Source organism: Cedecea neteri (genome assembly GCF_000758305.1).
Lineage (GTDB): Bacteria > Pseudomonadota > Gammaproteobacteria > Enterobacterales > Enterobacteriaceae > Cedecea > Cedecea neteri_C.
The window spans coordinates 1,305,497-1,330,940 of record NZ_CP009458.1 but is presented as its reverse complement, the minus strand read 5'-3'; the positions used below and the strand labels follow the sequence as shown (position 1 = coordinate 1,330,940).

Below are 25,444 nucleotides of genomic sequence, written 5' to 3'. Positions count from 1 at the left end.
CACTCTGAAGTATTGTTGGTGCATGAAATGATGGTGGAGCTAAGCGGGATCGAACCGCTGACCTCCTGCGTGCAAGGCAGGCGCTCTCCCAGCTGAGCTATAGCCCCATCGATTTCGTAAAACCTTTGAATTACCATGAATTCTTTGCTAATCAAGGCGCAGCGCCACGAAGCATACTTTTGTATGTGAGTGGTGCTGTAACGCAGGATAGCGGAGAATTTGGTAGGCCTGAGTGGACTTGAACCACCGACCTCACCCTTATCAGGGGTGCGCTCTAACCACCTGAGCTACAAGCCTATAAGGTTTTACTGCTCGTTTTCTATCAGACAATCTGTGTGAGCACTACGCGGGTTGTATCTATTAGGTAAGGAGGTGATCCAACCGCAGGTTCCCCTACGGTTACCTTGTTACGACTTCACCCCAGTCATGAATCACAAAGTGGTAAGCGCCCTCCCGAAGGTTAAGCTACCTACTTCTTTTGCAACCCACTCCCATGGTGTGACGGGCGGTGTGTACAAGGCCCGGGAACGTATTCACCGTAGCATTCTGATCTACGATTACTAGCGATTCCGACTTCATGGAGTCGAGTTGCAGACTCCAATCCGGACTACGACGCACTTTATGAGGTCCGCTTGCTCTCGCGAGGTCGCTTCTCTTTGTATGCGCCATTGTAGCACGTGTGTAGCCCTACTCGTAAGGGCCATGATGACTTGACGTCATCCCCACCTTCCTCCAGTTTATCACTGGCAGTCTCCTTTGAGTTCCCGGCCGAACCGCTGGCAACAAAGGATAAGGGTTGCGCTCGTTGCGGGACTTAACCCAACATTTCACAACACGAGCTGACGACAGCCATGCAGCACCTGTCTCAGAGTTCCCGAAGGCACCAATCCATCTCTGGAAAGTTCTCTGGATGTCAAGAGTAGGTAAGGTTCTTCGCGTTGCATCGAATTAAACCACATGCTCCACCGCTTGTGCGGGCCCCCGTCAATTCATTTGAGTTTTAACCTTGCGGCCGTACTCCCCAGGCGGTCGACTTAACGCGTTAGCTCCGGAAGCCACGCCTCAAGGGCACAACCTCCAAGTCGACATCGTTTACGGCGTGGACTACCAGGGTATCTAATCCTGTTTGCTCCCCACGCTTTCGCACCTGAGCGTCAGTCTTTGTCCAGGGGGCCGCCTTCGCCACCGGTATTCCTCCAGATCTCTACGCATTTCACCGCTACACCTGGAATTCTACCCCCCTCTACAAGACTCAAGCTTGCCAGTTTCGAATGCAGTTCCCAGGTTGAGCCCGGGGATTTCACATCCGACTTAACAAACCGCCTGCGTGCGCTTTACGCCCAGTAATTCCGATTAACGCTTGCACCCTCCGTATTACCGCGGCTGCTGGCACGGAGTTAGCCGGTGCTTCTTCTGCGAGTAACGTCAATCACCAAGGTTATTAACCTTAACGCCTTCCTCCTCGCTGAAAGTACTTTACAACCCGAAGGCCTTCTTCATACACGCGGCATGGCTGCATCAGGCTTGCGCCCATTGTGCAATATTCCCCACTGCTGCCTCCCGTAGGAGTCTGGACCGTGTCTCAGTTCCAGTGTGGCTGGTCATCCTCTCAGACCAGCTAGGGATCGTCGCCTAGGTGAGCCATTACCCCACCTACTAGCTAATCCCATCTGGGTTCATCTGATGGCAAGAGGCCCGAAGGTCCCCCTCTTTGGTCTTGCGACGTTATGCGGTATTAGCTACCGTTTCCAGTAGTTATCCCCCTCCATCAGGCAGATCCCCAGACATTACTCACCCGTCCGCCGCTCGTCACCCAGGAGCAAGCTCCCCGTGCTACCGCTCGACTTGCATGTGTTAGGCCTGCCGCCAGCGTTCAATCTGAGCCATGATCAAACTCTTCAATTTAAAAGTGTTTGATGCTCAAAGAATTAAAACTGTTTATAAAATCAGTAGTCACTCTTCAAGACTTGATATTTGTTTGCATCCGAAGATGCTGAGATATCAATCCTGCGAGTGCCCACACAGATTGTCTGATAAATTGTTAAAGAGCAGTGCTACTTTCTCAGTAGCGCGGGCTGTGCATATTACGCTTTCCCGCTGCGTAGTCAAGCATTTATTTTTCGCTTCACTCCGCCTGACACGCCGCTTTGCAAGCCGTTGTTCCGTGTCAGTGGAGGCGCATTATAGGGAGTTCTTCGGCGGTGACAAGCGTTTATTTAAAAAAACTTTCTGACCGCATTCTTTTTCGCCAACCCGCTTATTTACAACGCTATTTGGTGCTTAACTGTGCAATTTCACGGGCGAATCGGGCTACCTGCGGCCAATCGGTATAAACCACTTCTTTACTTGTATCCGTTTCACCGTCGGTCATTTTCATAATTAAGCGGATCATGAAGCGGTCCAGCCAGCCATAACGCGGGTAACGTAATGCACCGGCAAACACGGCACAATGATCAGGCTGCCAAACCGAGTTCAGCAAAAACTTGCGGGTATAAGGGTTTGTCTGCGGCGAGCGCTTCTCTGGTTTACGGGCAACGAGGTTGACCGCGAAAAATGCACTCGCGCGCTCCTTCAGCTGCAGCTGATACTTTTTCACGAACGCCTCAACAGAGGCATGGAAATGTCCGTAGCGAATAGAAGCACCAATGATCACCCGGTCGTAATTAGCCCAGGAGATTTCCTCGCAGCGATGAAGATTGACCACATCGCTCTCCACGCCCAGCTCTTTCAGTTCAGAAGAGATATAAGAAGCAATCTCACGAGTTTGACCATCTCGGGTCGAAAACAGAATTAAGGTTTTCACACAGGCTCCGATTACTCACGCCAGAAAGTAGGCGTGAACAGGACTAACAGGGTAAACACTTCAAGGCGACCAAACAGCATATTCACGATCAGGATCCATTTGGCCACAGGATTCATGCTGGCAAAGTTATCCGCCACCACGCCAAGGCCAGGGCCGAGGTTATTCAGCGTTGCCGCCACGGAGGCAAATGCCGAGAAGTCATCGACACCGGTCGCGATGATAGCCAGCATACTGACGATAAACACCAGAGCATAAGCAGAGAAGAATCCCCACACGGCTTCAAGGATTCGTTCCGGCAAGGCCCGGTTCCCAAGCTTGATGCTGTACACGGCATTCGGGTGCACCAGGCGTTTCAGCTCGCGGTTGCCTTGTTTAAACAGCAGCAGGATACGAATCACTTTCAGGCCACCACCGGTAGATCCGGCGCAGCCGCCGATAAAGGCAGAGCAGAGCAGTAAAACCGGCAAGAATAGTGGCCAGCGAGCAATGCTGTCCGTGGTAAAGCCTGCAGTGGTCGCCATCGACACAACCTGGAAGAAAGCCTGGTTCAGCGTCTGCCAGGCTGACTGGTAGGTATTATGGAACCAAAGCACCAGCGTACAGACCAAAACCAGCGAGAGCTGCACGCCGATAAACATCCGAAATTCCGGGTCGCGCCAGTACACCTTGAGGCTACGCCCGCTCAGCAGCGAGAAGTGCAGGCTGTAGTTGCAGCCAGAGATCAGCAGGAAGATAGCAATAATGGTATTGATGGTTGGGCTATTGAAGTAGCCCACGCTCGCATCGTGCGTCGAGAATCCGCCAATCGCAATAGTAGAGAAGCTATGCCCGATAGCGTCAAACGCAGGCATCCCCGCGAACCAAAGCGCCAGCGCACAGGCAATCGTCAGCAGGACATAAATCAGCCACAGCGTCTTTGCTGTTTCAGCAATACGCGGGCGCATTTTGTTATCTTTTAGCGGCCCCGGCATCTCTGCCCGGTATAACTGCAACCCCCCAACGCCAAGAATAGGCAAGATGGCCACCGCCAGGACGATGATCCCCATCCCGCCAAACCATTGCAGCATTTGCCGATAGAAAAGAATCGCATGAGGTAAAGAGTCCAGCCCCACCAGCGTTGTCGCACCGGTTGTTGTCAGGCCGGAAAAAGATTCAAAAAAAGCATCGGTTACCGTCAGATTCGGCCGCTCGGCAAAAACAAACGGCAGCGCACCCACGCTGCCCAGCACGGTCCAGAACAGGACAACGATCAGGAAGCCTTCCTTCGGTTTGAGATCCCTTTTCTCGCGGCGATTCGGCCACCACAGTAAAGAGCCTATCGCCAGCGCAACGAAAAAGGTTTGGGTAAAGGCGCGGCCGGCACCATCGCGATAGATTAGAGCCACTAAGCCGGGGAGGATCATGGTTCCGGAAAAGAGGATAACCAACAGGCCAACGATTCGGGTAATGGCGCGAAAATGCATTTCAGCCGCTTCCTTAAATATCTATAAATAACGAGGTGGGATTATTGTTCAAACGGCAATAAATGCAACGCACCACGGCTAAAGTCACTCAGCCTGGCGCTGAAGGCAACCAACTGGGTTTGCGGCAATGCGACTCGCAGAGCAACGATGGCCTGGAAGTCGCTTTCCACAATAAAACCATCGCTTTGCTTGAGCAGCGCTTCCAAACCCGCCAGCTGCGAATAGTCGCACTGCAAAGTATATTCGGTTAACGGCACTTTGAGCACTGTAGAAAGCTGGTTTAACGCCAGTTGGACACCGCCGCCATAGGCTTTCACCAGACCACCAGTACCCAGCTTCACCCCACCGTAGTAACGCACCACTACCGCAGTGATTTCACCAATCCCTTTCCCCATCAGTTGGGCTAACATCGGTTTTCCTGCAGTGCCGGCAGGCTCGCCGTCATCCGAGAAACCGAGCTGCTGCGAGTCATCCGGCGCGCCAGCAACCCACGCCCAGCAGTGGTGACGGGCGTCCGGGTGTTCAGCCCGGACTTTCTCAACAAACGCTTTCGCCGCTATTACCCCGTCCGTATGGGCGACAAGGGTAATAAAGCGGCTTTTTTTGATCTCCTCGCTGACCGTGACAGGCTCAGCGGGGATTGGCCAGCTTTCCATTACGCGAGCTTCAGGTTACGCGTCATGTTTTCGATGCTGTTTTCATAGATAACGACGTTATCTTCAATACGGATGCCACCAAACGGCTTCAGGGCTTCAATGCGCTTCCAGTCGAAGTGTTTGCTGTACTGCCCTTCACGCCACGGTGCCAGCAGCGATTCGATGAAGTACAGACCTGGTTCGATGGTCAGCACCATGCGAGGTTCCAGTACGCGGGTGCAGCGCAGGTAAGGATGCTGCGAAGGTGCCGCCAGGTGCGTCCCTGTATCGTCCTGCATAAACCCGGCTACGTCGTGAACCTGCAGGCCTAACGGATGCCCGATGCCGTGTGGCATGAACGGGGTAGTGATCCCGGCTTCCAGCATTGCCTCTTCACTGATGTCGTTTACCAGCTTGTGGCGACGCAGCAGCTTAGCCAGGCGCTGATGGAACTGGATGTGGTAGTCGGTATAGCGCACGCCGGACTTCATGGTGTCGATAAGCGCCAGCTGCTCTTCGTTCACGTCTTTAATCAGATGAGCAAAATCGCTGTCGCTTTGGGTCGTCCAGGTTCGCGTCAGGTCGGCGGCATAACCGTTATATTCTGCGCCAGCGTCCAGCAGGAAGCTGCGAATTTCGGCAGGTACGCGGTGATCCAGCTTAGTGTAGTGCAGCACCGAAGCATGCTCATTAAGCGCCACGATATTGCCATACGGTACATCGGTATCGCGGTGGCCGGTCGCCGTCAGGTAAGCGATGTTAATATCGAACTCGCTCATACCGGACAAGAAGGCTTCGTGCGCAGCGCGGTGGCCGACGACTGCCGTTTTCTGTGCTTCGCGCATGCAGGACAGTTCGTAGTCCGTTTTATAAGCGCGATAATAATGCAGATAATCGATAACCCCTTTCGGGTTGATATTGGCTGGCGTGATATCCAGTTGCAATGCACGCTCTGGCACCGGGCCAATGTAGCCAATATTGCCGCGTGCGGCAGGTAGTTGGCTGCCGATACCGTCGGCTTTTGGCAGCGCAATCACGTCAATATCATCAGTCCAGAAGGATTCCGGCAGCGGCTCCACGTTGTGCCAGTAATCCACCGGCAGATAGAACCACAGCTTCGGCTTATTCACACCGTCCACCAGCAGCCAGCAGTTAGGCACCTGGGTCACCGGCACCCAAGCCTTGAACTGCGGGTTTACTTTAAATGGATAGGCATGGTCATCGAGGAAGACATTGAACAGCTCCCCGGAGTGAATAAGTAATGCATCAAGGTTAAAACGCGCCAGAACGTTGCGGGTACGCTCCTGTAGCGTTGCCACATGATCTTTATACAGCGCGGCCAGTGATTCCATAATTTATCCTTCTGTTTTTGTCTCTGTTCGCATCGCATCTTAGCATACCGGACAAACCACCGAGTTATTTCCGCCGCCTGTGATCGAGTTTGCAAATATTTAAAGAGAAATTTGCATTTCATTAACATCAATTCCACACTCCGCTTCATCTGGTACGACCAGATCCCATTGCTGGATTCAGGAGACTGACATGCTCTACCAAGGTGAAACCCTACATCTCGACTGGCTGGAAGACGGCATCGCCGAACTGGTTTTTGATGCCCCCGGCTCCGTCAACAAGCTGGATACAGCGACCGTCGCCAGCCTCGGCGAAGCGCTGGCCGTGCTTGAAAAACAGCCGAACCTCAAAGGCCTGCTGCTGAGCTCCAGCAAGTCCGCCTTCATCGTTGGCGCCGACATTACCGAATTCCTGTCGCTGTTCCTGGTCCCTGCCGAACAGCTGACCCACTGGCTGCAATTTGCCAACAGCGTGTTTAACCGCCTGGAAGATCTGCCCGTCCCAACCATCGCCGCAGTGAATGGCTATGCGCTGGGCGGCGGATGCGAATGCGTGCTGGCAACCGATTATCGCCTGGCAACGCCGGATGCCCGCATTGGCCTGCCGGAAACTAAGTTAGGCATCATGCCGGGCTTTGGCGGCTCCGTTCGCCTGCCGCGTTTATTAGGTGCCGATAGCGCGCTGGAAATTATCACTGCGGGCAAAGATGTTAGCGCTGCAGAAGCGCAAAAACTTGGCCTGGTTGATGGCGTGGTAAAAACCGAAAAACTGCGCGACGGTGCGTTGGCAATTCTGCGTCAGGCGATCAAAGGCGATCTGGACTGGCAGGCTAAGCGCGCCCCGAAACTGCAGCCGCTACGCTTAAGCAAAATCGAAGCCGGTATGAGCTTCACCATTGCTAAAGGCATGGTGGCGCAGATCGCCGGGAAGCATTACCCCGCGCCAATGACCGCGGTAAAAACCATTGAAGCCGCCGCCGGCCTTGGCCGCGATGAAGCCCTGAAGCTCGAAACCCAAAGCTTTGTGCCGCTGGCCCGCTCCAACGAAGCCCGCGCGCTGGTTGGCATCTTCCTGAACGATCAGTTCGTTAAAGCTAAAGCGAAAAAACTCACCAAAGATATCGAAACGCCTAAACATGCGGCCGTACTAGGCGCGGGAATTATGGGTGGCGGCATTGCTTATCAGTCAGCCTGGAAAGGCGTGCCGGTCTTAATGAAAGACATTAACGAGAAGTCACTGGCGCTGGGCATTAATGAAGCCAGCAAGCTGCTGAACAAACAGCTCGAGCGCGGCAAAATTGACGGCATGAAGCTGGCTCAGGTGATTTCGACCATTCAGCCAACGCTGGAATACGCCGGGTTCGATCGTGTAGACGTTGTCGTTGAAGCCGTCGTTGAAAACCCGAAAGTGAAAAAAGCGGTACTGGCGGAAACCGAAGATAAAGTTCGCCCTGATGCCGTGCTGGCTTCCAACACTTCAACTATCCCGATTAGCGAACTGGCTAGCGTGCTGAAACGCCCGGAAAACTTCTGTGGGATGCATTTCTTCAACCCGGTGCACCGCATGCCGCTGGTTGAAGTCATCCGCGGAGAAAAAACCTCAGACGCGACCCTCGCCAAAGTGGTGGCATGGGCAAGCAAAATGGGTAAAACCCCTATCGTGGTCAATGACTGCCCGGGCTTCTTCGTCAACCGCGTGCTGTTCCCTTACTTTGCAGGCTTTAGCCAGCTGCTGCGCGACGGCGCGGATTTCCGTCAGATCGATAAAGTGATGGAAAAACAGTTCGGCTGGCCAATGGGCCCGGCTTACCTGCTGGACGTGGTCGGGATTGATACCGCCCATCACGCACAGGCGGTCATGGCCGCAGGTTTCCCGCAGCGTATGAGTAAAGATTACCGCGACGCGATCGACGTTCTGTTTGATGCCGGACGTTACGGCCAGAAAACCCAGCAGGGTTTCTACCGCTTTAAAGAAGACAGCAAAGGCAAACCGCGCAAAGAGCAGGACGAAGCTGTTGATAGCCTGCTGGCAGACGTGAGCCAGCCTAAGCGCAGCTTCAGCGACGAAGAAATTATCGCTCGCATGATGATCCCAATGGTCAACGAAGTGGTTCGCTGCCTTGAAGAAGGCGTGATCGCCAGCCCGGCAGAAGCCGATATGGCACTGGTTTACGGCCTCGGTTTCCCTCCATTCCATGGCGGCGCGTTCCGCTGGCTGGACACGTTGGGCAGCGCGAAGTATTTCGATATGGCGCAGCAGTACCAAAACCTCGGCCCGCTGTACGTCGTGCCTGAAGGCCTCAAGGCCAAAGCATCACGCAACGAGCCGTACTATCCCCCGGTCGAGCCAGCCCGCCCGGCCAGTGATTTGAAAAGCGCCTGAGGAGTGAATATGGAAAAGGTTGTTATTGTTGATGCCATCCGTACGCCGATGGGCCGCTCTAAAGGCGGTGCGTTCCGCAACGTTCGCGCTGAGGATCTGTCGGCGCACCTGATGCGCAGCATTCTGTCCCGTAACCCGGCGCTCGAAGCCGCAGCATTGGACGACATTTACTGGGGCTGCGTCCAGCAGACGCTTGAGCAGGGTTTCAATATTGCCCGTAACGCATCGCTTCTGGCGGAAATCCCTCATTCGGTGCCTGCTACCACGGTGAACCGCCTGTGCGGTTCCTCCATGCAGGCGCTGCACGATGCAGCACGCATGATTCAAACTGGTGACGCGCATGCTTGCCTGATCGGCGGCGTGGAACACATGGGCCACGTACCAATGACTCACGGGATTGATTTCCACCCAGGCCTTAGCCGCAACGTGGCAAAAGCCGCGGGTATGATGGGCCTGACGGCTGAAATGCTCTCCCGCCTGCACGGTATCAGCCGTGAAATGCAGGATCAGTTTGCCGCGCGTTCCCATCAGCGTGCCTGGGCCGCTACAGAAGCCGGGCACTTCAAAGCTGAAATTATGCCGACCAGCGGTCACGATGCCGACGGCGTTCTGAAGCGTTACGACTACGATGAAGTGATCCGCCCGGAAACCACGGTTGAAGGTCTGGCGGCGCTGAAGCCCGCTTTTGATCCGGTCAACGGCACCGTCACTGCAGGCACATCTTCGGCACTGTCCGATGGCGCATCTGCGATGCTGCTGATGAGCGAAACTCGCGCCAAAGAGCTGGGCCTGAAAATCCGCGCTCGCGTTCGCTCTATGGCCGTCGTCGGCTGCGACCCGTCCATTATGGGCTACGGCCCAGTGCCTGCATCCCAACTGGCGCTGAAAAAAGCAGGTCTGACCGCGCAGGATATTGACCTGTTTGAGATGAACGAAGCGTTTGCCGCCCAGATCCTGCCGTGTATTAAAGATCTGGGGCTGATGGATAAGATCGACGAGAAGATCAACCTGAACGGCGGAGCTATTGCGCTGGGCCACCCGCTGGGCTGCTCCGGCTCGCGTATCAGCACCACGCTTATCAACCTGATGGAGCGTCGCGACGCGCAGTTTGGCCTGGCAACCATGTGTATTGGCCTGGGTCAGGGCATCGCGACCGTATTTGAACGCGTTTAATAAAAAACGAAACTGAGTTTAGTTGCCGTGTTTCCCGCCTGTCAGGGGCGGGTTTTTTATTTCTGAAAGATAAAAAAAAACCACCGACGATGCGGTGGCTTATTCTGACGGCGAACGGCCTTAAATAAAGGAGAAAGCGTCGCCGAACATGTGCTCAACCAGCGCCCCGCGCTCGTTACAGAACAGGTCACGGGCAATTTTTGCCATTTCGAACCGGCCTGCGATATAGATATCGTGCCCGCTCAGGGAAGCGTGATCCTGCATAACGGCGGTAAGCACAGTCCCGCTTCGGCCACGCCAGCCTTCTTCCGGCTGCTCCACCACGGCTTCAACACGAAGATTAGGATGCTGCAGAGTCAGCCCTTCCAGCTCGGACAGGTCGTAAAGATGCTTCTCTTCACGGCCGCCCCAATAGATTGCAATTTCACGCTCTGGGTTACGCGCCAGCGCCGTCAGCAGAATAGAACGAACGTAAGAGAACCCAGTCCCGCCGGCAATCAGGATAAGTGGACGATCTTCGTCCTCGCGCAGCCACGCATCACCGTGTGGCATATCAACCACAATTTCCTGCTCTTTCAGAATACGGTCCATGACCGCCATGGCGTAGAGGTTGAGCTCAGAGGCACCAATATGTAGCTCAATGAACTCACGCTCGCTCGGCGTGGAAGCCATAGAGAACGGGCGTTTATCCCGCTCATCCATCACTACCATCAAATACTGCCCGGCCTGGAATGAGAAATCGCCTTCCGGCAGCAATCGAACGCGATATACCGTGTCGGTTATCGCTTCTACCGAGGTCACTTTACAGCTTAAGGTTGTCATGCGTCCCCTCTGTCGGGTCAATAATGCTAAACCGTAAAGGTCGCCGCTCAGGCGCCTTTGTCGTTATCAAAAATAGCCAGTTCATCCCAGATTGCATCAATACGCGCGCATACCTCAACATCTTTCTTGATTGGGCGCCCCCATTCACGCTGGGTTTCGCCCGGCCATTTATTGGTGGCGTCCAGTCCCATTTTAGAGCCCAGCCCGGAAACCGGGGAGGCAAAATCCAGATAGTCTATCGGCGTGTTATCCACCAGCACCGTATCACGGGACGGATCCATGCGCGTAGTGATCGCCCAGATAACATCGTTCCAGTCGCGCGCATTAACGTCGTCATCGCATACGATAACAAACTTGGTGTACATAAACTGACGCAGGAACGACCAAACCCCCATCATCACTCGCTTGGCATGCCCGGCATACTGCTTTTTGATCGTTACCACAGCCAGGCGGTATGAACACCCTTCCGGCGGGAGATAGAAATCAATAATCTCCGGAAATTGTTTTTGCAGGATGGGCACCAGCACTTCATTCAGCGCCACACCCAACACCGCAGGCTCATCCGGTGGGCGGCCGGTATACGTTGAATGATAAATCGCATCCTGCCGCTGAGTGACATGGGTTACGGTGAACACAGGGAAGCTATCCACTTCGTTGTAGTATCCCGTATGGTCGCCATATGGGCCTTCCGGTGCCATTTCACCAGGCTCAATGTAACCTTCCAGCACAATTTCCGCACCTGCAGGAATTTCAAGATCGTTGGAGATACATTTCACGACCTCGGTTTTAGTCCCGCGCAGCAGCCCGGCAAAAGCATATTCGGACAGCGTATCCGGCACCGGCGTCACCGCCCCAAGAATGGTTGCGGGATCTGCACCAAGCGCTACAGAGACAGGGAAGCGTTCACCCGGGTGAGCCTCGCACCACTCCTGGAAATCCAGGGCACCGCCGCGATGAGACAACCAGCGCATAATCAGCTTGTTTTTGCCAATCAGCTGCTGGCGGTAGATCCCCAGATTCTGGCGCTCTTTGTGCGGACCACGGGTCACAGTGAGCCCCCAGGTAATCAGCGGGGCAACGTCTTCCGGCCAGCAGCGCATGATCGGAATGCGATTAAGATCGACTTCATCCCCTTCCCAAACCTGTTCCTGGCAAGGTGCATTACGCAGACGTTTAGTCGGCATATTGAGAACTTGTTTGAACTGCGGCAGCTTATCAAACAGGTCACGGAAACCTTTTGGCGGCTCCGGTTCTTTCAGGAAGGCCAGCAGTTTCCCTACTTCACGCAGGGCAGTAACGTCTTCCTGCCCCATGCCCATCGCTACGCGTTTCGGCGTCCCAAACAGGTTACACAGCACCGGCATGGCGTAGCCTTTCGGGTTTTCAAACAGCAAAGCCGGGCCACCGGCTCGCAGCGTGCGATCGGCAATTTCAGTCATTTCCAGATTCGGATCGACAGGCAATGCGATACGTTTGAGTTCGCCCTGCTGCTCAAGCAGCGCAAGAAATTCGCGTAGGTCGTGGTATTTCATGCAATTTATCGTGACGTCGGATTTGGCCGTCATTATACGGACTTCACCGCCGGCATGCTGTATTTTTGTTAAATTAGCGTGAAACCGGCCGCCTGCGACCGCGTCCGGACAGGTTATACTGAAGCTGTGTATCTCTGCGAAGGACGTTTTGTTATTCTGACGCGCTTAAGCGGGCGAAAAGAGAAATTATGCAATCCTGGTATCTTCTTTACTGTAAACGTGGTCAATTACTGCGCGCCAAAGAGCATCTTGAGCGCCAGGAAGTTAATTGCCTTACACCAATGATCACGCTGGAAAAAATGGTGCGTGGTAAAAGAACTGCGGTCAGCGAGCCTCTGTTCCCTAATTACCTGTTTGTCGAGTTCGATCCGGAATCCATCCATACCACCACGGTGCATTCCACCCGTGGGGTCAGCCATTTTGTTCGCTTCGGCGCGCAGCCGGCAACAGTACCGGAAACCGTGATTCATGAACTGATGCACTATCAAATAGAGAACATCATCGACCCGGAAACGCCGTATCCCGGCGACAGCGTGGTGATTACTGAAGGGGCATTCAAGGGATTAGAAGCCATTTTTGCTGAGCCAGACGGCGAGGCCCGCTCGATGTTACTGCTGAACTTACTGAACAAGCAGGTACAGCAAAGCATCAGGAATACTGACTTTCGCAAGGTTTAATGCAAAAAGGCCAGCATCTGCTGGCCTTTTTGTTCCTGAATCACAACTAGCGCTGCATCTGCTCATCGTGCAGCCATTGGGCAACACGTTTTGAGAAGTACGTCAGCACGCCATCCGCACCAGCACGCTTAAAGCACATCAACGATTCCATAATGGCCGGTTTTTCGGCCAGCCAGCCGTTCTGAATCGCAGCCATATGCATCGCATATTCACCGGAGACCTGATAGGCAAAGGTAGGCACGCCAAAGGTGTCTTTCACGCGGCGCACAACGTCGAGGTAAGGCATTCCAGGTTTCACCATCACCATGTCGGCCCCTTCCTGCAGATCTTGCGCCACTTCCTGCAAGGCTTCGTCGCTATTAGCCGGATCCATCTGGTAAGTCTTCTTATTGCCGCCCTTCAGGTTACCGGAAGAGCCAATGGCATCCCGGAACGGGCCGTAGTAGCAGGAAGCATATTTTGCGGCATAGGACATAATCTGGGTGTTCACGAAGCCATCAGCTTCTAACTGTTCCCGGATTGAGCCAATACGTCCATCCATCATATCGCTAGGTGCAACGATTTCGGCCCCGGCTTCAGCATGGGAAAGTGCCTGACGAACCAGAATCTCACGAGTGATGTCGTTGATCACATAACCATCAGCGTCAATGACACCGTCCTGCCCGTGGGTGGTGTAAGGATCCAGGGCAACGTCAGTCAGCAACCCAAGCTCAGGCACAGCATCTTTCAGCGCACGCACAGCGCGCTGTACCAGCCCGTTTGGGTTATAGGCTTCTTCCGCATGCAGCGATTTCCCGTCGCTTTCAATGACCGGGAACAGAGAGAGCACCGGTACACCCAGTTTCGCTACCGCCTCAGCTTCTTTCAGCAGTTGATCGATAGTCATACGATAAACACCCGGCATGGACGGCACTTCCTGCTGCTGGTTGTGGCCTTCCATGACAAACACAGGGTAAATAAGGTCGTTTACCGTCAGCTGGTTTTCAGCCACAAGACGACGGCTGAAGTCATGGCGGCGTACGCGGCGCATACGGCGCCCGGGAAACGTACCGGGAAATGCATAGCTCATTTAACTTTCTCCTGATTAAAACCCAGTCGGAATAACCGACGAGCATTGTCATCTGTTACCTGCGCAAGCCAAGCCGGGTCTTCACCGCGCCATTCGGCGACCTTATTCAGGATATGGGGCAGATAACAGGGTTCGTTGCGGCGGGACGCAGGTTTTGGTTGTAAATCCCGGGGCAACAAATAGGGCGCATCGGTTTCCAGCAGCAATTGCTGAGCGGGGATAACCGGAAGTAACTCTCTTAAGGCCAGGCCACGGCGCTCATCGCAAACCCAGCCGGTGATACCGATGAATAACCCTCGGAGCAGGCAATCGCGGGCTTCCTCTTCAGTACCGGTAAAGCAGTGCAGTACTACGCCGGGCAGTTGATCCAGCCAGGGATCAAGCAGTGCAAGAAAGCGTTCGTGGGCATCCCGGCAGTGCAAAAAGACCGGCATCATCAGCTCCGCAGCCAGCGCCAGCTGGGCGGTGAAAGCGCGCTCCTGCTCTGCCGGAGTGGAGAAGTTACGGTTAAAATCGAGACCACATTCGCCGATAGCGACGACCTGGGGTGCCGCCGCTAAACGACGGATGGCGTCCGCAGTTTCGTCATTCCACTGGCTGGCATCATGGGGATGCACTCCGGCGGTGGACCAGCAATTTTCATATCGCTGCGCCATGAGTAACGCTTGTTCACTTTCGTGGAGGTTGGTACCGGTCAACATCATGCCACTCAGGCCAGCCTGCCATGCGCGCTCGACCACATCCTCGTGATCTTTTGCGAATTGAGAACTGGTTAGATTCACGCCAATATCAAACATCTCTCCCTCCAAACGACAACCGCCCCTGAGGGCGGCTATTTCATTACTGCTCTTTTTCAGAGCGCGTCTCTTCAGATTCAGACTCATCATCTTCATCACCATTACGCCCTTTACCGACGTAGAAACGGGAGAAGAAGACGCCAACCTCAAACAGGCAGTACATTGGCACCGCCAGAAGGGTTTGCGAGAAAACATCCGGCGGCGTTAACAGCATGCCGACAACAAAAGCCCCGACCAGAATATAAGGGCGCTTCTGTTTCAGTGATTCCGGTGTCGTCACTCCCATCCAGCACAGCAGGATAATGGCGACGGGCACTTCAAACGCCACGCCAAAGGCCATGAACAGCGACATGACAAAATCGAGATATTTCGTGATGTCCGTCGAGACGACCACCCCTATTGGTGCGGTTTTTGTCAGGAAACCAAAGGCCAGCGGGAAGACGACAAAGTAAGCAAAGGCAATTCCGATATAAAAAAGCAGGGTGCTGGAGAACAGCAACGGCATCACCAGCTTACGCTCATGTTTGTACAACGCAGGGGCAACAAAAGCCCAGATCTGGTACAGAATGACCGGCGCCGCCAGGAACACCGAAACGTAAATAGTTAATTTTATCGGGGTAAAGAACGGTGACGCGACATCGGTCGCAATCATCGTTGAACCCAGTGGCATGTGTTTGATCAGCGGGGCGGAAACCACTTGATAGATGTCATTGGCGAAATAGACCAGCGCCAGGAAAATCACCAGCACGGCGATCATGCTGTTCAGCAGACGCTTACGCAGCTCGATCAGATGGCTAATGAGCGGTTGGGTATCTTCAACAGCCATAGTTACGATTTTTCACCTGGAGGTTGCGTTGGGGTGACAGCGGGTGCAGCCTCGGGCAAAGGCTTCACCTGAGGCTCTACAGCAGATTCGACGACGTTTTCGACCGCCACTGGCGCCGTAGGCACAGCCTCTGGCGGTACGGCATCAGGCGAAGCCGCCTGATGTGCCGCATTGGCTGGCGTGACGCCTTCATGACTTTGCTGCTCATCCTTAACCAACGGGTTATGGATGGTATGCGCTTCGTCGCTGTTCTTTTCAGGATCGTGCTGGGTATAGGAACGCTTCATCGACTCAGCGGCCTGGCGCAGTTCGTCCATTGACGCCTTCAGTTCAGGCGTCAAATTATCCATACTGGCTTTCTCGACCTTTTTCAGGCTGTCCTGCAGTTCCTGCAGTTTCAGTTCCTGAGCGAGTTCGTTCTGCACCGTGGTAGCCAGAGAGCGCAGCGCGCGCACCCAGCCAACAACTGTTTTTACCGCCACCGGTAAGCGTTGTGGACCCAGAACAATCAGGCCAATCACAAACACCAGCAGCAGTTCGCCAAAACCAATGTCGAACACGGTTTATACCTGCTCTTTGTCGTTGCTTTTCGCTTCGTCTTTTTTCACGTCGCTCGGTTTTTCAGAGAGGGATTTCGCTGTGAAATCAGCATCCTTCTCACCATTTTCTTTCTCTTTGCTGTCGTCGTCGCTCATGGCTTTCTTGAAGCCCTTAATAGACGCGCCAAGGTCTGAACCTAAAGAGCCCAACTTCTTGGTGCCAAACAATAAAACAACGATAACAACAATGATTAGCAATTGTGGCCAACTGATGCCCATACCTACTCCTGAATAAAGATGTTAAGGCAATGAGAACCGCTATTATACGGCAATCACCCGTTAATTCCGATTAAAGTTCAGGCAGAGCGCCGCCAGCCAATCAGCCAGACAACGATTCCCCCTGCCATCAACCAGGCAGGCATAAAGTCCCACTCAGGTTTGTTGATCAGCAGCAGCGTCCCGCTCAGTATAAGCGTGGCACCGATGCCGAACAGGTAACGCGACTGTCCCTGCCGCACGTGATGAAGTTGCAGGTCGCGCTGAATTTTATCAACGCTAAGCTGTAATTGCTTGCCCTGGCGCAAACTGTTGTACACCAGTTCCGGCAATTCCGGCATTTTTTCCACCCAAAAAGGGGCTTTTTCTTTGAAAGCGCGTACCAGAGCAGGAATACCAACCTGATCTTTGATCCAGCTTTCCAGGAAAGGTTTCGCCGTTTTCCACAGATCTAGCTGCGGATAAAGCTGCCTACCGACGCCTTCGACATATAAAAGGGTCTTTTGCAGTAAAACCAGCTGTGGTTGAACTTCCATGTTGAAACGGCGCGCGGTATTGAACAAATTCAGCAGTACGTGACCGAAGGAAATCTCAGCCAAAGGTTTCTCAAAAATAGGTTCACAAACGGTGCGAATAGCGAACTCGAACTCTTCGACATTCGTATCTGCCGGCACCCAGCCGGAGTCCACATGCAGCTCGGCCACTTTGCGGTAATCCCGGTTGAAGAAGGCAATAAAGTTTTCTGCCAGATAGCGCTTATCGTCTTTGTTCAGTGAGCCCACAATGCCGCAGTCGATACCAATGTATTGCGGATCTTCCGGATGCTCGTAACTTACGAAAATATTGCCCGGGTGCATATCCGCATGGAAGAAGCTGTCGCGGAATACCTGGGTAAAGAAGACCTGCACGCCCCGTTCAGCTAGCAGTTTCATGTTGGTGCCCTGCGCTTCAAGCGCAACGGTGTCAGAAACTGGAACACCGTAAATCCGCTCCATCACCATCATGCTCTCGCTGCAGTAATCCGAATAAACCTCCGGCACATACAGCATCGGGCTGTTTTCGAAGTTACGGCGAAGTTGGATGGCGTTGGCCGCTTCACGCAGCAGGTTTAACTCATCGATTAGCGTTTTTTCGTATTCACGCACCACTTCCAGCGGGCGAAGACGTCGGCCATCCGGCAGCAGTCGAGGTACCCAGCGAGCAAGGCGATAGATAAGCTTCATATCGGCTTTGATCACCGGCAGGATGTCAGGCCGAATGACCTTAATCACCACCTCTTTGCCGCTCTCTTTCAGGCGTGCGGTGTGCACCTGAGCAATGGAGGCGGAGGCCAGAGGCTTGATGTCAAAATCATCGAACCAGCTTTCAACGGGAATGCCGCCCATCGCCAGTTCAATCTGTTTTTTCGCCAGCGCGCCGTCAAAGGGCGCAACTCTGTCCTGCAGCATAGCCAGCTGATCGGCAATGATCGGTGGGAACAGATCGCGACGGGTGGAAAGCATCTGGCCAAACTTGATCCAAACGGGCCCAAGCTCCTGCAGCGCAAGGCGAAGGCGCTCCCCCAAAGGCTTATCGCGGTGACGATTAGGCATCCAGAACAGGCAACGCCGCCACAAACGCAGCGGCAGCGTAATGCGCATTTTGGGAATCAGCTCATCGAGACCATAGCTCAGGAAGGTACGGACAATGAAATAAAGGCGGCGAATTTCTCCTGGCGTCATTTGCCCTCCAGCTTATCAAGCCGTTGGCTGAGTGCGTCCACCGAGCGTGCCAGCGCTTCAGTTTCCTCTGCGAACCAGGCCACTTCGAGAGAACCCGGCGCCACACGCCACTCTTCAGTGAGCGCTTCCCCCAGATACTGCTGATTGCGGATAAATCCTTTTTTCAACAGCTTGCCGCCATGACGCGCAAACTTACTGATACCTTCAGAAGCAATATCGCCTATATACGGGGCCAGCAGTTCAGCAGGGTCAAACTCCGCGAGGTCCATCAGCGATGCCAGATTTTGTACAACCTGAATGTCACCCGCCACGTCAAGTTCACCGCTGCGAATCAGGGTGGTAAGTTGCTGGCGATCGCGCAGTTTCGGCAACACGCCGATATGGATTGTGACGCTGCAATCCGCCTCACCTTCCCACTGGCTCAGGACGTCCAGCTGTTGTTCACTGAACACCAGCACCAGCGGCGCTGAAAATTCTTTCAGGTTAACGCGCAACGTCTTGCCCTGCAGGCGTTGACGCGCGGATTTCAGGCTACGATCGCGCCAAAGGAAGGTGTTCAGCACACCTTCGATTCCGGCAGTCATCAGCGACATAAATGGCATCGCGGCTCCCTGGTTAGAATTTATAGCCACGGTGCAGGGCGACAATCCCACCGGTCATATTGTAATAGGTGGTGTTTTCAAACCCGGCTTCTTCCATCATGCCTTTCAGCGTTTCCTGATCCGGGTGCATGCGAATGGATTCTGCCAGGTAGCGATAGCTTTCGCCGTCCTGAGCGACCATTTCACCGATGCGCGGCAGAATGTGGAAGGAATACGCGTCGTAGGCTTTGTTCAGCGGCTCGAAAGCCGGTTTCGAGAACTCAAGCACCAGCAGGCGGCCACCGGGTTTGAGCACGCGGAACATAGAGCGCAATGCAGCGTCTTTATCCGTGACGTTACGCAGGCCAAAGGAGATGGTGATGCAGTCAAAGGTGTTGTCCGGGAATGGCAGCGCTTCGGCGTTAGCCTGCACGTATCTGACGTTCCCCACAATGCCGATATTGCGCAGCTTTTCACGCCCCATTTTCAGCATCGAATCGTTAATATCGGCCAATACGACTTCACCGGTCTCACCGACCAGACGAGAAAATTTCGCCGTCAGATCGCCCGTACCGCCCGCAAGATCCAGCACGCGCTGGCCACGACGCACACCGCTACAATCTATCGTGTAGCGTTTCCACAACCTGTGGATACCAAAAGACATCAGGTCGTTCATTACGTCGTATTTCGCCGCAACAGAGTGGAACACGTTCGCCACCATATCGACCTTTTGCTCTTTAGCTACGGTACGGAAGCCAAAGTGCGTTGTTTCCTGGGATCCGGACTCCTGGGATTCATCAACCATCTCAATGCCTGCTTAATCAAGAAAATGTTCGGGAAGTGTAACAGAATGGGCGCGAAAGCCCTATGATTCAACCGTGCTACTCAGCCTCAGTTTAACGCTCTTCACCTGTGCGCAATGAAGACAAAGCATCGAATTCAGCCTCAGGTTCTTCGCCCTCATGGCCCAGTCGCGCCGAATCATCCTCATCTTCCTGACGAGCGCGTTCAACCAGATCTGGATTCATCTCACGTTTGACTTCTACGCCAAGCCCGCGAAACGCATCAGCCTGAACCAGGATATTCCCACGCCCGGACGAAAGCTTTTTCATCGCCTGCCGATAGTTGTCCTGGGCCTTATCAAGGCTTTGCCCAATGGCAGACATATCATCCACGAACAGGCGCATTTTATCGTACAGTCGCCCCGCCCTGTCGGCGATTTGTTGGGCATTACGGCTTTGATGTTCATAGCGCCACAGGTTAGCAATCGTGCGCAACGCCACCAGCAGCGTCGTCGGGCTCACCAGCATAATGTTATTTTTCAGCGCCTCGCTAATCAGTTCAGGCTGTCTGTCGATAGCCAGCAGGAAAGCGGGCTCAACGGGAATAAACATCAACACGTAGTCCAGGGAACGCAATCCCGGCAGTTGCTGGTAATCCTTACGACCCAGAAGGCGAATATGGCTGCGGATAGCGGCGATGTGTTCATTCAGCGCACTTTCACGCGTGAGTTCATCTTCACCATTGAAGTAACGCTCGTAGGCCACCAGCGTCATTTTTGCATCAATAACAACGTCTTTGCCCTGCGGCAGGCGAACGATAACATCCGGCTGCATGCGGCTGTTATTTTCGAGCTGGATATTCACCTGAGTCTGATACTCATGGCCTTCACGCAGGCCAGAAGCTTCCAGTACCCGAGTTAACACCACTTCCCCCCAGTTACCCTGGGTTTTGTTGTCGCCCTTTAGCGCTTTGGTGAGATTGAGCGCCTCTTGCGCCATTTGTGCATTGAGCTGCTGCAGGTTACGGATTTCGTGCGTCAGCGTATGGCGTTCACGGGCCTCCTGACCAAAACTTTCCTGGACCTGGCGACGGAAACCATCGAGCTGCTCACGAAGTGGAGAGAGCAACATGTTCAGGCTTTGGCGGTTCTGCTCTTCAACTTTGCGCCCGCTTTGCTCAAAAATACGGTGGGCCAGATTCTCAAACTGCTCATTCAGGCGCTGCTCGCTATTGAGCATTTGACGGTGCTTGTCTTCAGCATTGAGGCGCGTTTGCTCCAGCAATGTGGTTAATTCACGGATATCTGCTTCCTGCCCGCTGTTAATTTCCATTTGGGTGCGGACTTCACGGTTAAGCTGGTCGCACTCTTCCCGCCAGTGCTGGTTTTGCTGAAGCTCCTGCCGCGCGGCTGTAAGCTCACCGTAGATTTCACGCTGTTCTTCATGTAAAGCCGACAGCCGCTGTGCCGCACGCAGACTGGCGATAAGCCAGCCGGTCAGCAAGCCCACCAGCCCGATGCCCAGCCCAAACAACAGTGAAATATCCATGCATCCCCCAAAACGATATCAACATCGGCAAAATAAAATTCTGCTGTATAAATGTCCAGATGAAAAGGGATTTTCCGGAAGGGAGCGCGCAAAGCATAAAAAAAGCCGGCGAGCGCCGGCCTTATGAACGGAAAAGCAAAACTACAGCAGGCGACGCGCCGCCTCGACCACGATTTTCACCGCGTGGCTTTCCGTTTTCTTCATGGTTTCCGCATTAGGGATCTCTTGCTGAGTACGGTTCACGATTACTCCAGCAACCATACCCGCACGCAGGCCCTGGCTTGAACACATGGTCAGCAGAGTGGCGGATTCCATTTCATAGTTCATCACGCCCATTTCCTGCCACTCTTTCATTGAGCCTTTGAAGCGGCTAACCACGCGGCCGGACAACGTGTCGTAACGCTCCTGCCCAGGGTAGAAGGTGTCGGAGGATGCGGTCACGCCGATGTGCGTCGTTGCGCCCACGGCTTTTGCCGCTTCAACCAGCGCAGTGGTACATGCGAAGTCTGCCACAGCCGGGTATTCCATAGGCGCGAAGTGCAGGCTGGCACCATCAAGGCGAACGGAGGCGGTGGTCACAAGCACATCGCCCACGTTGATGTTCGGCTGAATCGCCCCGGTCGTCCCGACGCGCAGGAAAGTACGGATGCCAAGCTGCGCCAGTTCTTCAACAGCAATAGAGGTCGATGGGCCGCCGATACCGGTAGAACAGATGATAACCGGCTTGCCGTCGAGTTCGGCGCGCCAGGAAGTGAATTCACGGTGGGAAGCCAGCTTAACCGGCTTGTCCATCAGCGCGGCGATTTTTTCCACACGCTCAGGATCGCCTGGGACGATGGCAAGCGTAGCCCCTTGCAGGTCATTTTTAGTGAGGCCGAGATGGAAAACATCAGACTTGGACATAACAGACTCCTCTGTTGAGTAGGTTTCAGGAGAAGCAAAGCGACACTTTACAGAACCCCTGAGCATAATTTCGTGATGACGCTCACTTTGAATGAAACAAATTACATTATTTGTATGTTTATATGCGATCGGCATCACAATTAGGTGTCGATCGGGCTATTTTTTGAACTTTGACGGCGTTTTTTGCCCGACAGATTTGCTACTAATCCTGGCTATAGTTATCACACTGCGCTAATGCTGGTTCGGAGAAAACCATGAAACAAAAGCAAACAACACATAACACACCGGGCGAAGGTTTCGCACCGGCGGCCTCACCCATCGCCCCCACCGCTTTGCTAACGCCGGACGACGCTATTCTTTCTGGGGAAACGTCAATTCCAAGCCAGGGCGACAATATGCCGGCTTACCACGCCAGGCCCAAAAATGCCGATGGCCCGCTGCCGGTCGTTATTGTCATTCAGGAGATTTTTGGCGTACACGAACATATCCGCGATCTCTGTCGCCGGCTAGCGCTTGAAGGCTACCTGGCCATTGCCCCGGAGCTCTATTTTCGCCAGGGCGAACCGGGTGACTTCGCCGATATTCCCACCTTGCTAAGCGGCCTGGTCTCAAAAGTGCCGGACAACCAGGTGCTGGGCGATCTTGACCATGTGGCAAGTTGGGCTTCACGCAACGGCGGCGACGCGCACCGCCTGATGGTCACCGGTTTTTGCTGGGGCGGGCGAATCGCCTGGCTTTATGCGGCACACAATCCACAGCTCAAAGCGGCCGTCGCCTGGTACGGCAAGCTGACAGGTGAAAAGACGTTGAACTCTCATCACCACCCGGTAGATATCGCCGTCAATCTTAATGCGCCAGTGCTAGGCCTGTATGGTGGCCAGGATACCGGGATCTCTCAGGAAAGCGTTGAGACCATGCGCCAGGCACTAAGAGCGGCCAATGCCAATGCGGAAATCATTATTTACCCGGAAGCCGGGCATGCTTTTAACGCAGATTATCGCCCGAGCTACCATGAAGAGTCGGCCAAAGATGGTTGGGAAAGAATGCTGGCGTGGTTTAAACGCTATGGCGTGAGGAAGTAATAAGAAAGGGGGCTAAAAGCCCCCTTTACTCTTAGCATCAAGCAGTGCGCAGATTCTGAGCCGCTTGTACCATGTTTGCCAGCGCCGCACGGGTTTCCGGCCAGCCACGGGTTTTCAGGCCGCAGTCAGGGTTAACCCACAAGCGCTCTGCCGGAACGGATTCCGCCGCTTTCTTGAGCAGGGCTTCAATCCATTGCACATCTGGAACGTTTGGAGAGTGGATGTCGTATACCCCCGGCCCGATTTCATTCGGGTACTCGAACTCTTTAAACGCCTCCAGCAGATCCATATCGGAACGGGAAGTTTCGATGGTGATCACGTCCGCATCCAGCGCCGCAATGGAGTCCATAATGTCGTTGAACTCGCAGTAGCACATGTGGGTGTGGATTTGGGTGTCATCTCGCACCACGGCGGCGTTCAGACGGAAGGCTTCCACGCCCCACTCCAGATAAGCCTGCCAGTCAGACTGGCGCAGCGGCAAACCTTCACGCAGAGCGGGTTCATCAATCTGGATGATACCGATACCTGCGGCTTCCAGATCCGCTACTTCGTCACGCAAGGCCAACGCAATCTGCTTCGCGATAGTCTCACGGGAAACATCTTCACGCGGGAAGGACCAGCAAAGAATCGTTACCGGACCGGTCAGCATGCCTTTAACCGGTTTGTCGGTCAGGGACTGCGCGTATTTGGCCCACTCAACGGTGATCGGCTCCGGGCGACTGATATCACCGATAACAATCGGTGGCTTCACGCAGCGGGAGCCGTAGCTCTGCACCCAGCCGTTTTGAGTAAAGACGAAGCCGTCAAGATGCTCGCCGAAATACTCGACCATGTCGTTACGCTCGGCTTCGCCATGAACCAGTACATCAAGGCCCAGACGTTCCTGTTCTGCAATCGCCTGTTTAATATGTTCGGCGATACCGGTGCGATAGTTGTTGGCGTCCAGCTTGCCTTTTTTGAAGTCCAGGCGCAGGCCGCGAATTTCAGTTGTTTGCGGGAAGGAGCCGATGGTCGTTGTTGGCCAGGCTGGCAGGTTGAAACGTTCACGCTGGGCTGCTGCACGGGCAGTGTAAGCATTCTGGCGCTGGCTATCCTGGGCGGTAATTTTAGCCAGACGCTCGCTGACAGCGGCATTGTGCACACGTTTGGACTGGCGACGAGCCTGAATCGGTGCGCTCCATTCAGCAATTTTTGCGGTATTCCCGCTGTTTAACGCTTCAGTCAGCAGAGACAGCTCGGCACACTTCTGCAGAGCAAAAGCAAACCAGCTTTTCACTTCGGCATCCAGACGAGTTTCTACGCTCAGATCGATTGGACTGTGCAGCAGGGAGCAGGAAGATGCCACCCACAATTCACGTTTACCCACCAGATCTTTTAACTGAGCATATTTCTCCGTCAGATCGGCACGCCAGACGTTACGACCATTGATAACACCTGCAGACAGCAGCCAGTTTGCAGGCAGTTTCTTATGGATGTCATTCACGTCATCTTTGCCATGCACAAAATCAACGTGCAGACCCTGCACCGGCAGCTCGGTGATGGTGTTCAGGTTTGGCCCTACGCCTTCGAAGTAGGTGGTAAGCAGCAGCTTCACCTGGCCGGTCAGCGCGTCGTAAGCGGGTTTGAAGGCATCCAGCCATGCTTTTGGCAGCTCCAGCACCAGCGCAGGCTCATCGATTTGTACCCACTCAACGCCACGCTTCGCCAATTCGGCCAGCACCTGCTGGTAGACCGGCAAAATATCTTTCAACAGGCCCAGGCGATCAAACTGTTCACCTTTCACTTTGCCCAGCCACAGGTAAGTCACTGGCCCAAGCAGGACAGGTTTCACCTTATGGCCCAACGCAAGTGCCTCGTCGACTTCTTCCAGCAGCTGCGTCCAGGTCAGTTTGAACTGCTGTCCCTTAGTAAATTCCGGCACCATGTAGTGGTAGTTGGTATTGAACCATTTGGTCATTTCTGCGGCGGCGGCAGGCTCACCAGTTGGTGCACGGCCACGGCCGATGCGAAACAGCGTATCGATATCGACGCTGCCGTCTTTGTTCTGATGACGAGCCGGTACGTTACCGAGCAGTAGGCTGGTGGTCAGAACATGGTCGTACCAGGCGAAATCGCCTACCGGCAGTAATTCGACGCCAGCTTGTTTTTGTTGGTCCCAGTGGCGGGCACGCAGTTCGCGGCCAACCGCCAGTAATTCTTCGCGGGAAGTATTCCCTGCCCAGTAGCTTTCCTGTGCTTTTTTCAACTCGCGCTTAAGGCCGACGCGAGGGAACCCCAGGGTGTGATTATGGATTGTCATATTATCGCCTCTTTATTTATAAGCTTAATCCAGATGGATTTCGGATTTAGGGAAGGCGGTAAGCTCGCTTATCACCGGGAGCTTACATAAGTAAGTGACCGGTGTAAGTGAGTGAAACCAACGCGCCATAAATTCGAAAGACGCTGGATTTAGACGTCCAGATGTTTACACTTCTATAATCAGC

General features: G+C 54.0%; 21 protein-coding genes, 2 tRNA genes and 1 rRNA gene. 4 read left to right on the top strand and 20 right to left on the bottom strand.

Translation table 11 applies throughout. The annotated features are described in order from the left end of the window. Positions 1–31: 31 nt before the first annotated feature. The 7 genes from LH23_RS06235 to pepQ form a co-directional block, all read right to left on the bottom strand. Positions 32–107 (bottom strand) — tRNA-Ala (locus LH23_RS06235). A 113-nt stretch (positions 108–220) separates the two neighbouring features. After that, positions 221–297, bottom strand: a tRNA-Ile gene (locus LH23_RS06230). 68 nt (positions 298–365) lie between these two features. Next, positions 366–1,905 (bottom strand): 16S ribosomal RNA (locus LH23_RS06225). A 364-nt stretch (positions 1,906–2,269) separates the two neighbouring features. Continuing rightward, positions 2,270–2,803 carry a menaquinone-dependent protoporphyrinogen IX dehydrogenase gene (gene hemG / locus LH23_RS06220; RefSeq protein WP_039289253.1) on the bottom strand — a complete coding sequence of 178 codons (534 nt, stop codon included), beginning with the start codon at positions 2,801–2,803 and terminating at the stop codon, positions 2,270–2,272. A gap of 11 nt (positions 2,804–2,814) precedes the next feature. Then, a complete protein-coding gene (gene trkH / locus LH23_RS06215) occupies positions 2,815–4,266 on the bottom strand; it encodes a Trk system potassium transporter TrkH (RefSeq protein ID WP_008455438.1) in 1,452 nt (483 codons plus the stop codon). A 41-nt stretch (positions 4,267–4,307) separates the two neighbouring features. Beyond that, positions 4,308–4,922 (bottom strand): IMPACT family protein, encoded by a 615-nt coding sequence (locus LH23_RS06210; RefSeq protein ID WP_039289252.1) that lies wholly within the window; start codon positions 4,920–4,922, stop codon positions 4,308–4,310. After that, positions 4,922–6,253, bottom strand: coding sequence for a Xaa-Pro dipeptidase (pepQ, locus tag LH23_RS06205; protein WP_039289251.1), 1,332 nt, complete (start codon positions 6,251–6,253; stop codon positions 4,922–4,924). The genes LH23_RS06210 and pepQ overlap by 1 nt, the downstream gene beginning before the upstream one ends. 190 nt (positions 6,254–6,443) lie before the next feature. Here pepQ and fadB point away from each other — a divergent pair, with 190 nt between their 5' ends. Together fadB and fadA are read left to right on the top strand one after the other, a co-directional pair. Then, the gene (gene fadB, locus LH23_RS06200; protein WP_039289250.1) at positions 6,444–8,633 is read left to right on the top strand and encodes a fatty acid oxidation complex subunit alpha FadB; all 2,190 of its coding nucleotides are present in this window, start codon (positions 6,444–6,446) and stop codon (positions 8,631–8,633) included. A gap of 9 nt (positions 8,634–8,642) precedes the next feature. After that, the gene (fadA, locus tag LH23_RS06195; protein ID WP_039289249.1) at positions 8,643–9,806 is read left to right on the top strand and encodes an acetyl-CoA C-acyltransferase FadA; all 1,164 of its coding nucleotides are present in this window, start codon (positions 8,643–8,645) and stop codon (positions 9,804–9,806) included. A 120-nt stretch (positions 9,807–9,926) separates the two neighbouring features. On the opposite strand, the gene fre is transcribed toward fadA, so the two are convergent. Further along, positions 9,927–10,628 (bottom strand): NAD(P)H-flavin reductase, encoded by a 702-nt coding sequence (fre, locus tag LH23_RS06190; protein WP_039289248.1) that lies wholly within the window; start codon positions 10,626–10,628, stop codon positions 9,927–9,929. Positions 10,629–10,675: 47 nt separating this feature from the next. Beyond that, on the bottom strand, positions 10,676–12,169 hold the full coding sequence (ubiD, locus tag LH23_RS06185) for a 4-hydroxy-3-polyprenylbenzoate decarboxylase (protein WP_156108084.1): 1,494 nt from the start codon (positions 12,167–12,169) through the stop codon (positions 10,676–10,678). 179 nt (positions 12,170–12,348) lie between these two features. Here ubiD and rfaH point away from each other — a divergent pair, with 179 nt between their 5' ends. Beyond that, entirely contained in the window at positions 12,349–12,837 is a 489-nt protein-coding gene (gene rfaH, locus LH23_RS06180; protein ID WP_039289246.1) for a transcription/translation regulatory transformer protein RfaH, read from the top strand. Between the two features lie 46 nt (positions 12,838–12,883). Here rfaH and hemB read toward each other — a convergent pair whose 3' ends face one another. The 10 genes from hemB to udp all read right to left on the bottom strand — a co-directional run bounded on the left by hemB (position 12,884) and on the right by udp (position 21,879). Beyond that, entirely contained in the window at positions 12,884–13,906 is a 1,023-nt protein-coding gene (gene hemB / locus LH23_RS06175; protein ID WP_039289245.1) for a porphobilinogen synthase, read from the bottom strand. Next, positions 13,903–14,703, bottom strand: coding sequence for a 3'-5' ssDNA/RNA exonuclease TatD (tatD, locus tag LH23_RS06170; protein WP_039289244.1), 801 nt, complete (start codon positions 14,701–14,703; stop codon positions 13,903–13,905). Before tatD ends, hemB begins: the two co-directional genes overlap by 4 nt. A 43-nt stretch (positions 14,704–14,746) precedes the next feature. Beyond that, positions 14,747–15,529, bottom strand: coding sequence for a Sec-independent protein translocase subunit TatC (gene tatC / locus LH23_RS06165; protein ID WP_039289243.1), 783 nt, complete (start codon positions 15,527–15,529; stop codon positions 14,747–14,749). 2 nt (positions 15,530–15,531) lie between these two features. Next, positions 15,532–16,089 carry a Sec-independent protein translocase protein TatB gene (gene tatB, locus LH23_RS06160; protein WP_039289242.1) on the bottom strand — a complete coding sequence of 186 codons (558 nt, stop codon included), beginning with the start codon at positions 16,087–16,089 and terminating at the stop codon, positions 15,532–15,534. A 3-nt stretch (positions 16,090–16,092) separates the two neighbouring features. Continuing rightward, positions 16,093–16,347: a twin-arginine translocase TatA/TatE family subunit gene (gene tatA / locus LH23_RS06155; protein WP_039289241.1), complete on the bottom strand. Its 255-nt coding sequence runs from the start codon at positions 16,345–16,347 to the stop codon at positions 16,093–16,095. Positions 16,348–16,424: 77 nt separating this feature from the next. Then, entirely contained in the window at positions 16,425–18,065 is a 1,641-nt protein-coding gene (gene ubiB, locus LH23_RS06150; RefSeq protein WP_039289240.1) for a ubiquinone biosynthesis regulatory protein kinase UbiB, read from the bottom strand. Continuing rightward, the gene (gene ubiJ, locus LH23_RS06145; RefSeq protein ID WP_039289239.1) at positions 18,062–18,667 is read right to left on the bottom strand and encodes a ubiquinone biosynthesis protein UbiJ; all 606 of its coding nucleotides are present in this window, start codon (positions 18,665–18,667) and stop codon (positions 18,062–18,064) included. The genes ubiB and ubiJ overlap by 4 nt, the downstream gene beginning before the upstream one ends. A 13-nt stretch (positions 18,668–18,680) precedes the next feature. Further along, positions 18,681–19,451, bottom strand: coding sequence for a bifunctional demethylmenaquinone methyltransferase/2-methoxy-6-polyprenyl-1,4-benzoquinol methylase UbiE (ubiE, locus tag LH23_RS06140; protein ID WP_008455469.1), 771 nt, complete (start codon positions 19,449–19,451; stop codon positions 18,681–18,683). A 91-nt stretch (positions 19,452–19,542) separates the two neighbouring features. Continuing rightward, the gene (gene rmuC, locus LH23_RS06135) at positions 19,543–20,976 is read right to left on the bottom strand and encodes a DNA recombination protein RmuC (RefSeq protein ID WP_039289238.1); all 1,434 of its coding nucleotides are present in this window, start codon (positions 20,974–20,976) and stop codon (positions 19,543–19,545) included. Between the two features lie 141 nt (positions 20,977–21,117). Continuing rightward, positions 21,118–21,879 (bottom strand): uridine phosphorylase, encoded by a 762-nt coding sequence (gene udp, locus LH23_RS06130; protein ID WP_008455474.1) that lies wholly within the window; start codon positions 21,877–21,879, stop codon positions 21,118–21,120. A gap of 254 nt (positions 21,880–22,133) precedes the next feature. On the opposite strand from udp, the gene LH23_RS06125 reads away from it, so the two are divergent. Further along, entirely contained in the window at positions 22,134–22,961 is an 828-nt protein-coding gene (locus tag LH23_RS06125; RefSeq protein ID WP_039289237.1) for a dienelactone hydrolase family protein, read from the top strand. Between the two features lie 37 nt (positions 22,962–22,998). Here the strand turns inward: LH23_RS06125 and metE are convergent, their stop codons facing one another. Then, on the bottom strand, positions 22,999–25,260 hold the full coding sequence (gene metE, locus LH23_RS06120; RefSeq protein WP_039289236.1) for a 5-methyltetrahydropteroyltriglutamate--homocysteine S-methyltransferase: 2,262 nt from the start codon (positions 25,258–25,260) through the stop codon (positions 22,999–23,001). Between the last annotated feature and the right edge of the window lie 184 nt (positions 25,261–25,444).